The following is a 13,554-nucleotide window of genomic DNA, read 5'->3' as shown; positions in this document are numbered from 1 at the left end:
GTTCGCAACGGGCTGGCATGACTGCCTATCAGCCGCTCCGAATTGTTTATTTTGCAGGCAACGAAATCCATTACTGCAAATTTAACCCGCGGCATCGGGATCGGCTCTGACAGCGATTCATTTTCTGTATAACGGGTTTATTCTTCCGGCGTTGTTAAAGTGGAATGGTTCACCATAAATAATGCGCAAAGCGCGAGCAGTAAGGCCCCGCCGGTAAGTAGCCACCCGGCGTGGTGAAACGCGGCTAAGCTCCCCCGGGTATGGGCAAATCTGACGTAGCAGGCGGTCACCAGCGCCGCGCCCGCCATCGCCCCAACGCGCTGGAGGATATTCAGAACAGGTGCGGCATCAGCGACGTGACGGCTGCCAGCCATAGCCAGGCCCGCAGCCATCGCGGGCACAGTTGCCAGGGCTAAACCGAACCCTCTGACCGCTATTGCGCCCCCCACAAGCGTATAGCGACTTCCCGCATCAATCATTGTCAGTGGCAATGTGGCAAATGCCGCGAGCAAACCGCCAATGATAAGCACCGTTCGTGGCCCCAGCTTATCAGCGAAGTAGCCGGCCACCGGAAATCCTATCGCCGAGCCGATTAACTGAGGGGTGAGAAGCAGGCCCACTTCAGCAAGCGTTACATGGCAAACGTCGCGGAAATATAAAGGAAGCAGGAACTGACCGCCAAAATTCACCGCGCCGCCGATAGCCATCAATACGGCAGATAAAGTGAAACCCCGATGCTTGAAAAGCTCGAGATGCAGTAAGGGGGACTCAATGCGCAAAGAGCGATAAATAAACAAGCAGGTGAACAGGGCGCCCACGCTGAGCATGATGACGTTCCAGCCATATTTACCACTATTCAGGCTGAGCTCTTTCATGCCTTCCATCAGCATCGGCAGGCTGCAGAAGACCAGCGCCAGTCCCAGCCAGTCCAGAGAGAGGGGCCTGTCAGTTTTTATTGTCGGACGGGGAAGCAGCTTCCATCCGGCAAGATAGGCGCACAGACAGAACGGCACCGTGATCCAAAATAACCCTCGCCATCCGCAGATTTCAAGCAGGACCGCGCCCAGCGACGTTCCCAGCAAGGGTGCAATGACGATCGCCACGCCAATCGTGCCAATCACCCGCCCCAGACGTTCGCGTCCGACGACCAGACCAAGGATCGTTTGCCCTGCCGGTACGAGTAATCCCCCTGCCAGGCCTTGCATAACTCTTGCAGCAAGCAGCACCTCAAAACGCGGGGAAAGGGCGCAAACTGCCGAAAAAATCGCAAATAAAATAAGGCCATAGAGCCAAAGCTGCGTAGCGCCAAACCGCCTGGCCGCCCATGCGCTCAGCGGAACGCCTGCCGCAAGGGCCATAAGATACGCCGTTGCTATCCATTGTATTGCCGTGTCCGTCACGCCAAGGCCGGCGGCCATCGCGGGCAGCGCCGCGCTCAGCATCGTTGATGAGAGCATCGTTGCAAACGCCCCCAGGGTGATGATGGCCGCCTGCATCCACAGCATCGGAGGTATGGCGTTTATCGGTCGCGGATGGGTTGTTTCCTTGACCCGCTTGTCTTGATTGATATTCATAAAAAGCCCCCTAAGGACGATGTGCGAAGAAATCTATCATTGATCAATAAACCTATCAATGATAGATTTATTTGCATTAAAGATTCCGTCAGGCGCTGAGTTCAGACAAAATGGCGCTTCACAGACCACTGGCCGGTTTGATGCATCAATAAAGGGGAATATCATGGCGAAAATCCAGCGAGATCAGGTGATTGAGGCAGCATTAGCATTATTAGATGAGGTCGGCCTGGAAGCGATTACGACCCGTAAGCTGGCGCAAAAACTGGGGGTGGAATCAGCGACGTTGTACTGGCATTTCAAGAACAAGGCCAGTTTACTTGAAGAAATGGCTTCCGCGGTTTTAGCCAAACACCATTCCCTGCCTGTCCCCGAAGACATTGCTGAATGGGCAAACTGGCTGGCGGATAACGCCCGTAGTTTCCGGCGCGCTCTGCTCGCCCATCGGGACGGCGCCCTGTTACATGCCGGGACATCACCGGCCCGGGTGGGAGGGGATACGTTTCGTCCCAAGGTGGCGTATCTTGCGCGCGTCGGTTTCACTGAGGCCGACGCCGCAATGATATTACTCACTCTGAGTGAATACACCCTGGGATGCGTATTAGAGGAGCAGTCCCGCTCGGGCGGTGATGATAATCAAATTTTATCAAAGACATCGCCAGGAAGTCCCTCTATCGAATCGCTGGTTTATCCCCATCCGGATACTGCGTTCGAATTCGGTCTGTCGTTGATAATGAAAGGGTTATTAGTGCCCTGAGCTTAACGCTGTGCCGGTGACAACATGATGTGCATACCTTACGCAAAAACTATCTTGATAAAACCGGCAGCATTCAGAAGGGGAGGCGACATGTTTATTTCCGAAACAGTGATAGCCGTCATCATTGACTGGATCGACAATAACTTACATAAACCACTGCGTATAGAACAGATAGCCCGTTATTCAGGGTATTCCAAATGGTACCTGCAGCGTTTGTTCTTGCAATATAGAGGCGAGAGCCTCGGGCGCTATATCCGTAATAAAAAACTGGACTCAGCGGCCCGCGATTTACGCGAGACCGATGAGAATATTTACAGTATTGGTTTGCGCTACGGCTATGACTCGCAGCAAACATTCACCCGATTATTTACGCGTCATTTTCATTTGCCGCCCGGTGAATATCGCAAGAAAAACAAAACAGCCTGTTACGTACCGGGTAAGGCTGAATCTTAATCTCCTTTCCGATAGCCCTCGCAAAGCCGCCGCAGATAAATCGATGCGAAGAGATTTATCAAAAAATAGAAAAACAGACAGCGCCGAAAAGACAAAACCTCCTGTTCTTTGAGTAAACATGGGGAACGGCGCGGAAAACGCCGCGCCTGGTGAGTTATCAGGAGATAGCTGGTCAGCAGAGCGATTAATGGTAGGCGGGAAGCCAGCTGCCGTGTGCTTCAATAAGTTCGTCGCACAGTTTGCGGATGTCATCGATCGACAGCTCTGCGGAAGTATGCGGGTCGAGCAGGGCGGCATGGTAGATGGCTTCGCGTTTGCGCGTCACCGCCGCTTCGATGGTCAACAGCTGAGTATTTATGTTGGTCCGGTTCAGCGCTGCCAGCTGCTCCGGCAAATTGCCGACGTAGCACGGCGTGACGCCCTGGCCATCGACCAGGCAAGGGACTTCGACGCAGGCCTCGGAAGGTAAGTTGGTAATCAAACCGGTGTTGAGCACGTTACCGCCAATTTTGTAAGGCCGATCGGTTTCCATCGCTTCGATGATGTAAGACGCGTATTCATGGGTACGGCTGTGGGTCAGGCTGGTGTCATGGGTCAGCGACACTTTCTGCTGCTGCCATTGGTCAATCTGTTCAATACACCGGCGCGGATATTCATCCAGCGGGATATTGAAGCGTTCAATCAGCTCCGGGTAGCTGCGTTTGATCCAGTAAGGCATGTATTCGGCGTTGTGCTCTGACGATTCGGTGACGTAATAGCCGAAAGTTTTCATGATTTCATGGCGCACCATATCATCATGCTTGCCCTGCAGGGCGCTGGCCCGGCGCTTGATTTCCGGGTACAAATCCTCGCCGTGACGGCGAATGTCCAGCAGCCAGGCCATGTGATTAATACCCGCGATATGAAATTGCACGTCGTCGGTTGGCATATCCACGCTTTTCAACAGCGTTTCAGCACACACCTGAACGCTGTGGCACAGTCCTACCGTTTTCACTTCCGTATGGCGCAGCATGGCGCCGGTTATCGTGGCCATCGGGTTGGTGTAGTTCAGTAGCCAGGCGTCCGGGCACACGGCTTCAATATCCCGTGCGAAATCAAACAGCACGGGTAGGGTGCGCAGCGCGCGGAAGATACCGCCAATGCCCAGGGTATCGGCAATAGTCTGCTGCAGACCATATTTTTTCGCGATCGTGAAATCGGTGATGGTGCACGGATCGTAGCCGCCAACCTGAATAGCATTCACCACGTAATTGGCGTTTTTCAACGCCGCGCGGCGGTTCTCAACGCCAAGGTAGGCGGCGATCTTCGCTCTGCCCGCATTGGTATTGCGGTTGATATTATTCAACATGGCGAGGGATTCATTGAGACGGGCGCTGTCGATGTCGTACAGCGCAATCTCCACCTCTTTCAACGCCGGCGTCGTCATAATGTCGCCGAGTACGTTCCTGGCGAAAATGGTGCTGCCTGCGCCCATAAATGTCACTTTAATCATGGTATTTCTCCGTTCCCGCTGTTTTCACCAGGCAGAATGTACGCTGCGGCATGAACAGGAAATATGGCTAAATGTGATATTGGTATGGCGAAAAATGATGTCGCTATGAAAGTGTGAGCCAGCTCCGAATCTGGCTGAAACGCGGTGACTTTACTGCAGGCATCTCTGATAACGTGGGTGAAAAAGAGAGAGCGCGACTGATGCACAAGACTTTTACCCTTAATCATACCGACAATATCGAATTGAATTTGTACCAGTACGGCGAGGAGAATTGTCATAAGGGACACCGCTTTGGCCCCGCAGTCCGCCGGCATTACCTATTTCATTATGTGATAAGTGGAACCGGCACATTTTACAGTGAGTTTGGCGCTTTTCCTGTCGGCGCCGGGGAGGGGTTTCTGATCCATCCCCATGAGGTGACAACCTACTGCGCTGATAATAGGGATCCGTGGCATTATATGTGGCTTGAGGTCGATGGGCTGATTGCCGCCAGAATTTTCGAGGAGTGTCATCTTAGCCGGCAATCTCCGGTTTATCGCCCCAACCTGAATAAAGACGACTCCAGCGCCTCTGGCTACCTGCGGCAAATTGTCGAACATGGCGATGAGCATCCGCTGAAGGTGCAGGGATTGTGCTATCTCTTCTTTTCTTCGCTAATCAGCAATACGCCCGGCGAAAAGGCTTCCCTCCCTGATGACAAAACCCGGCATCTGCAAAGGGCGATCAAAAAAATTGAAAATCGCTACCACGAACATCTGACGGTTGATAGCCTGGCCGCCTATTGCAATATCAATCGCAGCTACCTCTGCCGGTTGTTCAAAGGCGCCTACGGTATAGGTCCTAAGGAATACTTGCTAAATTTTCGTATGAACATCGCAGTAAGCCTGCTGAAAAACAGCGCTACGGCGATTAAAGTCGTGGGCATTTCCGTCGGCTATGAAAATCAGCTGCATTTTTCTAAAGCCTTCAGGAAGCTGTACGGCGTATCTCCGGCTAAATGGCGGCAAAAATACCTTTCTGAACAGCAGGCGCTGAGATGACGTTCAGCGCTTATTCTCATCGGCGGTGACTCTGCGCGATCTCTATTTTGCGGGCGTATCCTGATTGAGAATGCGCGATCGACAAACATCCAGAATTTCATCTGCCAGAGAGGAGCTATCAGGACAGGCGCGGGAAAGGACCAGCGCGCCGACAAGATGCGCAATCGTATCGATCAGGTCGGCACGCGTAAGGCCTTCCGCGGCTTTCTCATTTGCTAAGGTGGCCAGCTGAGCTTCAATGCCAGCCGCAAAGGTTGCCTTAATGGCTTCAGATTGACGCGCGGCGTCACTACCCAGAGCCGACATCACACACCCCTTTGCCATGTCATCACGATGTTGGCGGGAGAGGTAATACTCCACAAACGTTTTCCGGCTCACATCGGCCGTACGTTCTGCCGAACGCGTAAAGCCGCAATGCATCGCCTCCGATAATAAATCGGCCTTGGAACCAAAGTGTTTGTAAAACCCTCCGTGGGTTAAGCCAGCCGCTGACATCAGCTCCGCTACGCCTACGCCGTCGTAACCGCGCTCACGAAAAAGTTCTGAAGCCGTTTCAACGATTCGCATCCTGTTTTCGCGAACCTGCTCTTTTGACACTTTCATGGCTTACCCCCCTCAAAACAAAGGCTAAGTATACATTGATGATGATCATAATCAAACCAGTTGACTTTATAGATGATGATCATCATCATTAATCCTGCGCCTTTACCCGCTACCCAGCAGAGGAAGAAACATGACGAATTCCCCCTTATTTCACCCCTACGAACCTGGAACGATAACGCTTGCTAACCTGAACAACATCTTGAGAGCGTACTCAGAATGAACAATAAACGTGTGGCTCTGGTGACAGGCGCTTCTTCAGGCATCGGCGAAGCGACGGCTCATCAACTTTTAGCGGCGGGTTATAAGGTTTATGGCACCAGCCGGCGTGGCTCTCAGGCGGGTACACACCGCTTTCCGCTGCTGACGCTTGATGTGACTGACGATGCTTCGGTCGGGGCTGCTATTGACGATCTGCTGCGCCTGGAGGGGCGGATCGATATTCTGGTCAATAATGCGGGCTTTGGGGTCGCGCCTGCCGCCGCGGAAGAAAGCTCTATTGAACAGGCCTGGAGCATTTTCGATACCAACTTTTTGGGCATCGTCAGGCTGACGCGGGCTGTGCTCCCTCATATACGCCGTCAGGGCAGCGGGCGCATCATCAATATCGGTTCGATTCTCGGGGTCGTGCCGTTGCCGTATGTCGCGCTTTATGCGGCCAGCAAGCATGCGGTCGAAGGGTACACGGGAGCACTCGACCATGAACTGCGCACCCAGGGCATCAGGGTTTCCGTGATCGAACCTGCCTACATAAAAACGCAGTTTGAAGCCAATAACAGAGAAGCGGATGCAAAGCTGGAAGAGTATGACCTTATCCGGGCTAAGCTGACGAAAGTGGTCAGTAAGGCAATGGCCGAAGCGGAAAGTCCGGAGGTTGTGGCTAAGGTGGTGGTTAAAGCGGCCCAGGCTCTACGGCCCAAGATCCGCTACACGGCAGGATCGCTGGCCGGTAAATTGAATTTCATTCTCCGATTCGCGCCTGCAAAAATCCTGGATAAGGTCGTGCGCAACAGCCTTCAGCTTGATGCGAGAGAGTCATCATGACATTTTCGCGACTGGCCGCGTCAGGCATCGTCGAGCGGCGTGAAGGATATGCTAACGGGCAAATTCTGTTTGCCGTATTTATCGAGCCGTTACTGGGAACCGCTTTTTTACTCGGCAATAGCGGCGCCAGAAAACATATCAGGACAAATACCAGGAAACCAGCACCATGAAAGCCTTCACGTTTAAACGCTACGGTAAATCCCCGGCGCTGGGATTTGATGACGTCGATTATCCCACCCCCGCGGCTGATGAACTTCTGGTTAAAGTTTACGCCGTTGGCCTGAATCCCATTGATAACGTGATTCCTGGCGGCCTGTTCAAACCGATTTTGTCTTTTAAACTTCCCGCAACGCTGGGCAGCGACTTGTCCGGGGTGGTTGTGGCAACGGGAAGCCGCGTGACGCGTTTTAAGCCAGGCGATGAAATCTTCGCCAGTATTTTCGACAGGGGAACCGGTTCTCTTGCCGAATTTGCGCGAGTACCTGAAAATCTCGCTGCCATGAAACCCGCAAACCTGGATTTCGAACAGGCAGCGTCGCTCCCGATGGTGAGTCTCACCGCCTGGCAGGCGCTGACAGAGAGAGCCGGACTGCAGCTAGGGCAGAAGGTGTTCATCCCGGCGGGGTCCGGAGGAATAGGCAGTTTCGCGATCCAGCTGGCAAAGCATCTTGGCGCAAAGGTGGGAACGACCACAAGTTCAGGCAACCTTGCGTGGGTGAGTCGTCTTGGCGCAGATGAGGTGGTTGACTACAAAAAGCAGACGTTTGAAAACGTGCTGAGCGGCTACGATATTGTACTCGGCACTCTCCGGGGAGATTCGATTGAAAAAGCCGTTAAAATACTCAAGCCTGGTGGCAAGATTGTTTCCCTCACCGGACCATTGGATGCCGCGTTCGCCCGTGACCGGGGGTTAAATTTCTTTTTGCGTTTTATCTTTGTGCTGATGAGCCGAAAGATCCTGCGTCTTACACGAGTGCGGGGTCTTAGCTATTCGTTTTTATTTGTCCGCCCCGATGGCGAGCAGCTCGCGCAAATTAGCCAACTCATCGAATCCGGGCAGATCGGGCCTGCGATCGACAAGGTGTTTCCCTTTGCCGAAACAAAGGAGGCGCTGGACTATCTTGCCCGGGGCCATGCTAAGGGAAAGGTGGTCGTTAGGGTGTCTGGGTCATAACCGCAGCGGTTTTCCGCTTCAACAAAAACACTTTCGTTTAAATCCGTCGTCCTTACTCTCCATCGGGAGCGCCCTGAGGACGGCCTTAGCCCGCAGGGAAAAGCGGGCGTCACGCCGTAGCGTTCACTTCCATCATTGAGATAAGCTGTCATAGGTGAGCCGATGCTTTTGTTGGCAAAGGATTTTGTCTGATACAATTTTGCTCGGGGAGCATCCGAATCTGGCCCAACAGCGTATGTCGCCTGACGCGGACGCTCCGGGCAGGTGCCGTCACCTGTGAGGATGATATTGCGCGATCCTGAAACAAGTCGAAATCGTGACTTAATTCTAAAATGGTCACTTGTTGTCAATCAAGGCGCATCACGCTAAGCTGAAAAAATGACTAAGAATATGAACGTCCCACCATCACGCGGCCCGCTCGATCACAGCGTCCGGGAGCAAATCGTCGACGCTGCCTTTGAGCATTTCGGGCATTACGGCTATGAAAAAACCACCGTGGCGGAGCTGGCTAAATCTATCGGTTTTTCAAAATCTTATATCTATAAGTTTTTCGAATCCAAACAGGCTATCGGCGAAGTGATCTGCGCTAACCGCCTGGAAATGATCATGGCCGCGGTACTCTCAGCGGTGGCTGACGCGCCGTCAGCCAGCGAAAAATTACGCCGCCTCTTCCGGGCGCTCACCGAAGCGGGGAGCGAACTCTTTTTTCACGATCGTAAACTTTACGATATTGCCGCCGTCGCCTCGCGGGAGAAGTGGCCTTCAACAGAAAGGTATGCGGAACGGCTGTTAAAGCTGATTGAGAGCATTCTTGTCGAAGGCAGGCAGGCCGGGGAGTTCGAAAGGAAAACCCCCCTTGATGAAGCCACTTATGCGATATATATGGTGATGTGCCCCTTCATCAATCCTGTTCAACTGCAGTTTAATCTCGAAACGGCCCCAACGGCGGCGGTTCTTCTCTCGTCGCTGATTTTAAGAAGCCTGGCCCCCTGATTTGTGACCATTGACTTTATTGGTCACTAGTCTGAGAATGCGGAAACCATCCTGTTATTTGATTAAGGGTTTCCCATGCTCAGGCTTCATTCAGCCCGCTTTGCCGCTTGTCTTCTGCCGTTGGCCCTCGTGGCCTGCGGTGATAACGCCTCGAGTGACGATCCGCGCACCCAGCCGCCGCTCGTCAGATCCGCATCCGTAGAACTCGCGCACGATACCTCTCGCACCTATACCGGCGTGGTGGTGGCAAGAACGCAAAGCGATCTTGGTTTTAGAGTGCAGGGTAAGATCCTTGAACGCTTTGTTGATACTGGCCAGACCGTTAAGCGCGGTCAGCCGCTGATGCGGCTGGATCCCGCCGACCTGAAGCTGCAGGCCGTGGCTCAGCAACAGGCCGTTGACGCCGCCAGGGCGCGGGCGCGAAAAGCCATCAGCGATGAGGCGCGCTACCGTGGCCTCGTTGGCGCTGGCGCAGTCTCCGCCTCGGAGTATGACCAGATCAAAGCGGCGGCAGATTCCGCGAAAGCGGATCTCAGCGCAGCCCAGGCGCAGGCAAACGTGGCGCAAAATGCCACGGGCTATGCCGTGCTGCTGGCCGACTCTGACGGCGTGGTGATGGAGACGCTTGCCGAACCCGGTCAGGTCGTTAGTGCCGGGCAGGCGGTGATCCGGCTGGCCAGAGCGGGGCAGCGTGAGGCGCTGGTACAGCTGCCGGAGACGCTGCGCCCCGCCATCGGCAGCGAAGCGCTGGCGACGCGCTATGGCGACGAAACGCAGCCCGTCGCCGCAAAACTGCGCCTGCTTTCCGATGCCGCCGATGCCACCACCCGTACCTTTGAGGCGCGGTACGTGCTGGAAGGCCCGTTAGCCAACGCGCCGCTGGGGGCGACAGTAACGCTGCACATCAAAAAACAGAGTGGGGAAAGCCAGGTCATGCAGGTGCCGCTGGCCGCGCTTTATGATGCGGGCAAGGGACCGGGCGTCTGGCGGATCTCCGCGCAGCCAGCCAGGGTCGCATGGCAGCCCGTCAAGGTGCTGAGCGTGGGCGAGGAGGCGGCGCAGGTAACGGGCGAGGTGAAGCCCGGTGAGAAGATCGTTGCGCTAGGGGCGCATCTTCTGCACGAGGGCGAGGCTGTCCGCCTGGCCGGGCAACCGGATACGGCCCGGACGGGGGATAAACCATGAGCCAGGGCCGCTTTAATCTGTCAGCGCTTGCGGTGCGCGAGCGCTCGGTCACGCTGTTTTTAATTATTCTGGTGACTATCGCCGGTATTTACGCCTTTTTTGGCCTCGGGCGAGCGGAGGATCCCCCCTTTACGGTTAAGCAAATGACGGTTATCACCGTCTGGCCCGGCGCGACCGCGCAGGAGATGCAGGATCAGGTGGCTGAGCCGCTGGAAAAACGCCTGCAGGAGCTCAAATGGTATGACCGCACGGAAACCTATACCCGGCCCGGCATGGCCTTTATCACGCTCTCACTCCAGGACAATACGCCGCCATCACAGGTGCAGGAAGAGTTCTACCAGGCGCGGAAGAAGCTTGGCGATGAAAGCAGAAACCTCCCCGCCGGCGTGACGGGGCCGATGATAAATGATGAATTTGCCGACGTCACTTTCGCCCTGTTTGCGCTGAAAGCGAAAGGAGAACCGCAGCGCCTGCTGGTCCGCGATGCCGAAACGTTACGCCAGCAGCTCCTGCACGTCCCGGGGGTCAAGAAAGTCAATATTATCGGCGAACAGGCCGAACGGATTTATATCTCCTTCTCCCATGAGCGTCTGGCTACCATGGGGCTCTCGCCGCAGGATATTTTCAATGCGCTGAATAACCAGAACGCATTAACCGCGGCAGGTTCAATTGAAACGCGCGGCGCGCAGATCTTTATCCGCCTCGATGGCGCTTTCGATGAATTGCAGAAGATCCGCGATACGCCATTTATTGCTCAGGGTAAAACGCTCAAGCTGTCCGACGTGGCAACGGTAGAACGCGGTTATGAAGATCCGCCCACTTTGCAGATTCGTAACCAACATGAACCGGCGCTGCTGCTGGGGATCGTGATGCGTGAAGGCTGGAATGGGCTGGCATTGGGTAAAGCGCTGGATGCCGAAACGGCAAAAATCAATGCCAGTATGCCGCTGGGGATGACCCTGACGAAAGTCACCGATCAGTCCGTGAATATCAGCGCCGCAGTCGATGAGTTTATGATCAAATTCTTCGTCGCCCTGCTCGTGGTGATGGTGGTCTGTTTTGTCAGCATGGGGTGGCGCGTGGGGGTCGTGGTCGCGGCGGCGGTTCCCCTGACGCTGGCGGTTGTTTTTGTGGTGATGGAGGCCGCCGGTATCAACTTTGACCGCGTGACGCTGGGCTCCCTGATTCTTGCGCTGGGCTTACTGGTTGACGACGCGATAATCGCCATCGAAATGATGGTGGTGAAAATGGAGGAGGGCTACGACAGAATCAAAGCCTCCGCCTACGCCTGGAGCCATACCGCCGCGCCCATGCTGGCCGGTACCCTGGTCACGGCTATCGGCTTTATGCCGAATGGTTTCGCCCAGTCCACCGCCGGGGAATACACCAGCAATATGTTCTGGATTGTTGGCCTCGCCCTGATTGCCTCATGGCTGGTCGCCGTTGTTTTCACCCCTTATCTGGGGGTGAAAATGCTGCCGGATATCGCAAAGGTAGAAGGGGGGCATACCGCCATCTATGACACGCCGCGCTATAACCGCTTTCGCCGCCTGCTGACCCGCGTTATCGCCAGGAAATGGCTCGTGGCCGGTTCCGTCATTGCGCTTTTCGCGCTGGCGGTCATGGGGATGGGGCTGGTGAAAAAACAGTTTTTCCCCACCTCTGACCGCCCGGAAGTGCTCGTTGAAGTGCAGATGCCCTATGGTACTTCGATTGAGCAGACCAGCGCGGCAACGGCCAAAATAGAGGACTGGTTGGAAAAACAGCCGGAAGCCAGGATAGTTACCGCCTACATTGGCCAGGGTTCACCGCGTTTTTACCTGGCGATGGCCCCCGAACTTCCCGACCCGTCGTTTGCCAAAATAGTGATATTGACGGACAGCCAGGCATCACGCGATGCGCTCAAATTGCGGCTGCGGCAAGCCGTGGCCAGCGGACTGGCGCCTGAAGCACGCGTTCGCGTGACGCAACTGGTGTTTGGCCCGTATTCCCCTTTCCCGGTCGCCTGGCGAGTGATGGGGCCGGATACCGATACACTGCGCGACATCGCGGACCGGGTTAAGGGCGTGCTGCAGGCAAGCCCGATGATGAGGACCGTCAACACCGACTGGGGATCGCGCGTGCCGACACTGCATTTCACCCTCGATCAGGACCGTCTACAGGCAACCGGCTTAACGTCCAATGCCGTTGCTCAGCAGCTCCAGTTCCTGATATCGGGCATTCCCATCACCGCCGTGCGGGAAGATATTCGCTCGGTGCAGGTGACGGGGCGCGCCGCGGGGGATATACGTCTGGATCCGGCCAAAATTGAGGGGTTTAGCCTGGTCGGCAATGCGGGCCAGCGCATCCCGCTCGCGCAAATCGGGAAGGTGGAGGTCAGAATGGAAGATCCTTTACTGCGTCGCCGCGACAGAACGCCCACGATTACCGTGCGGGGGGATATTGCCGATAATCTTCAGCCTCCGGACGTTTCCGCCTCCATCATGAAACAGCTGCAGCCGATTGTGGACTCGCTTCCGCCCGGGTACCGCATCGAAATGGCGGGGTCGATTGAGGAATCGGCTAAAGCCACCCGGGCGATGGCGCCGCTGTTCCCCATCATGATCGCCCTGACGCTGCTGATCATCATTGTGCAGGTGCGCTCAATGTCGGCCATGGTTATGGTATTTCTAACCGCTCCGCTCGGGCTTGTCGGCGTGGTTCCCGCGCTGCTGCTTTTCAATCAGCCATTTGGTATCAACGCCCTCGTCGGGCTGATCGCGCTTTCGGGCATTCTGATGCGTAATACGCTGATTCTTATCGGGCAGATTCACCATAATGAGAAAGAAGGTCTCGATCCGTACCATGCGGTCATCGAAGCGACGGTGCAGAGAGCCAGGCCCGTCTTACTGACGGCCATGGCCGCTGTTCTGGCGTTCATTCCTCTGACCCATTCGGTGTTCTGGGGGACGCTCGCCTATACCCTGATTGGCGGGACGTTGGGGGGAACCATCATGACGCTGGTGTTCTTGCCCGCCATGTATGCGATCTGGTTCAGGATCCGTCCTGAAGCCCGGCGCCATGCTGAACAACATTAAGGCGCTCGCCTGCCTGCTCAACGAGCGCCTGGCGTGACCGTCCGAAAGCAGAGAAAAGCGCCGCAGTCCGCGGCGCTTTTCATCACGCCTGAATATAGCGATGAATATTGGCTCCCATGGTGTATTGTTCGGCTGTCAGATTGGTAAAACCGGGAGTTTTTGAATATT

Annotated in this window: 11 protein-coding genes; 8 read left to right on the top strand and 3 right to left on the bottom strand. The window is 55.2% G+C overall.

Features of this window, described 5'->3' with window-relative positions:
• Nucleotides 1–137: 137 nt before the first annotated feature.
• Nucleotides 138–1,574: a DHA2 family efflux MFS transporter permease subunit gene (locus tag ABLU67_RS00265; protein WP_348852098.1), complete on the bottom strand. Its 1,437-nt coding sequence runs from the start codon at nucleotides 1,572–1,574 to the stop codon at nucleotides 138–140.
• A gap of 163 nt (nucleotides 1,575–1,737) precedes the next feature.
• Between ABLU67_RS00265 and ABLU67_RS00260 the strand changes: the two genes are divergently transcribed.
• Nucleotides 1,738–2,328, top strand: a complete 591-nt coding sequence (locus tag ABLU67_RS00260) for a TetR/AcrR family transcriptional regulator C-terminal domain-containing protein (protein ID WP_049083510.1) — start codon at nucleotides 1,738–1,740, stop codon at nucleotides 2,326–2,328.
• Between the two features lie 90 nt (nucleotides 2,329–2,418).
• Nucleotides 2,419–2,781 carry a RamA family antibiotic efflux transcriptional regulator gene (locus ABLU67_RS00255; protein WP_004849595.1) on the top strand — a complete coding sequence of 121 codons (363 nt, stop codon included), beginning with the start codon at nucleotides 2,419–2,421 and terminating at the stop codon, nucleotides 2,779–2,781.
• Nucleotides 2,782–2,965: 184 nt separating this feature from the next.
• On the opposite strand, the gene ABLU67_RS00250 is transcribed toward ABLU67_RS00255, so the two are convergent.
• Nucleotides 2,966–4,273 carry an alpha-glucosidase/alpha-galactosidase gene (locus ABLU67_RS00250; protein WP_025106186.1) on the bottom strand — a complete coding sequence of 436 codons (1,308 nt, stop codon included), beginning with the start codon at nucleotides 4,271–4,273 and terminating at the stop codon, nucleotides 2,966–2,968.
• A 200-nt stretch (nucleotides 4,274–4,473) separates the two neighbouring features.
• Between ABLU67_RS00250 and ABLU67_RS00245 the strand changes: the two genes are divergently transcribed.
• Nucleotides 4,474–5,313: an AraC family transcriptional regulator gene (locus tag ABLU67_RS00245; protein WP_348852104.1), complete on the top strand. Its 840-nt coding sequence runs from the start codon at nucleotides 4,474–4,476 to the stop codon at nucleotides 5,311–5,313.
• 42 nt (nucleotides 5,314–5,355) lie between these two features.
• Here ABLU67_RS00245 and ABLU67_RS00240 read toward each other — a convergent pair whose 3' ends face one another.
• Complete coding sequence (locus tag ABLU67_RS00240) at nucleotides 5,356–5,916, bottom strand: TetR/AcrR family transcriptional regulator (protein ID WP_014228707.1); 561 nt, start codon at nucleotides 5,914–5,916, stop codon at nucleotides 5,356–5,358.
• A 216-nt stretch (nucleotides 5,917–6,132) separates the two neighbouring features.
• On the opposite strand from ABLU67_RS00240, the gene ABLU67_RS00235 reads away from it, so the two are divergent.
• The 5 genes from ABLU67_RS00235 to ABLU67_RS00215 all read left to right on the top strand — a co-directional run bounded on the left by ABLU67_RS00235 (nucleotide 6,133) and on the right by ABLU67_RS00215 (nucleotide 13,386).
• Nucleotides 6,133–6,957, top strand: coding sequence for an oxidoreductase (locus tag ABLU67_RS00235; RefSeq protein WP_348852097.1), 825 nt, complete (start codon nucleotides 6,133–6,135; stop codon nucleotides 6,955–6,957).
• A 166-nt stretch (nucleotides 6,958–7,123) separates the two neighbouring features.
• The gene (locus ABLU67_RS00230) at nucleotides 7,124–8,131 is read left to right on the top strand and encodes an NADP-dependent oxidoreductase (protein ID WP_348852096.1); all 1,008 of its coding nucleotides are present in this window, start codon (nucleotides 7,124–7,126) and stop codon (nucleotides 8,129–8,131) included.
• A gap of 378 nt (nucleotides 8,132–8,509) precedes the next feature.
• A complete protein-coding gene (locus ABLU67_RS00225; protein ID WP_025106190.1) occupies nucleotides 8,510–9,124 on the top strand; it encodes a TetR/AcrR family transcriptional regulator in 615 nt (204 codons plus the stop codon).
• Nucleotides 9,125–9,199: 75 nt separating this feature from the next.
• Nucleotides 9,200–10,309: an efflux RND transporter periplasmic adaptor subunit gene (locus ABLU67_RS00220; protein WP_049071276.1), complete on the top strand. Its 1,110-nt coding sequence runs from the start codon at nucleotides 9,200–9,202 to the stop codon at nucleotides 10,307–10,309.
• Nucleotides 10,306–13,386: an efflux RND transporter permease subunit gene (locus ABLU67_RS00215; protein WP_348852095.1), complete on the top strand. Its 3,081-nt coding sequence runs from the start codon at nucleotides 10,306–10,308 to the stop codon at nucleotides 13,384–13,386. The genes ABLU67_RS00220 and ABLU67_RS00215 overlap by 4 nt, the downstream gene beginning before the upstream one ends.
• Nucleotides 13,387–13,554 lie beyond the last annotated feature (168 nt).

Source organism: Klebsiella sp. GN_Kp190 (assembly GCF_040061795.1).
Taxonomy (GTDB): domain Bacteria; phylum Pseudomonadota; class Gammaproteobacteria; order Enterobacterales; family Enterobacteriaceae; genus Klebsiella; species Klebsiella michiganensis.
Note: the sequence above shows the minus strand (reverse complement) of the source record. Positions and strands in the feature narration are given on the sequence as shown.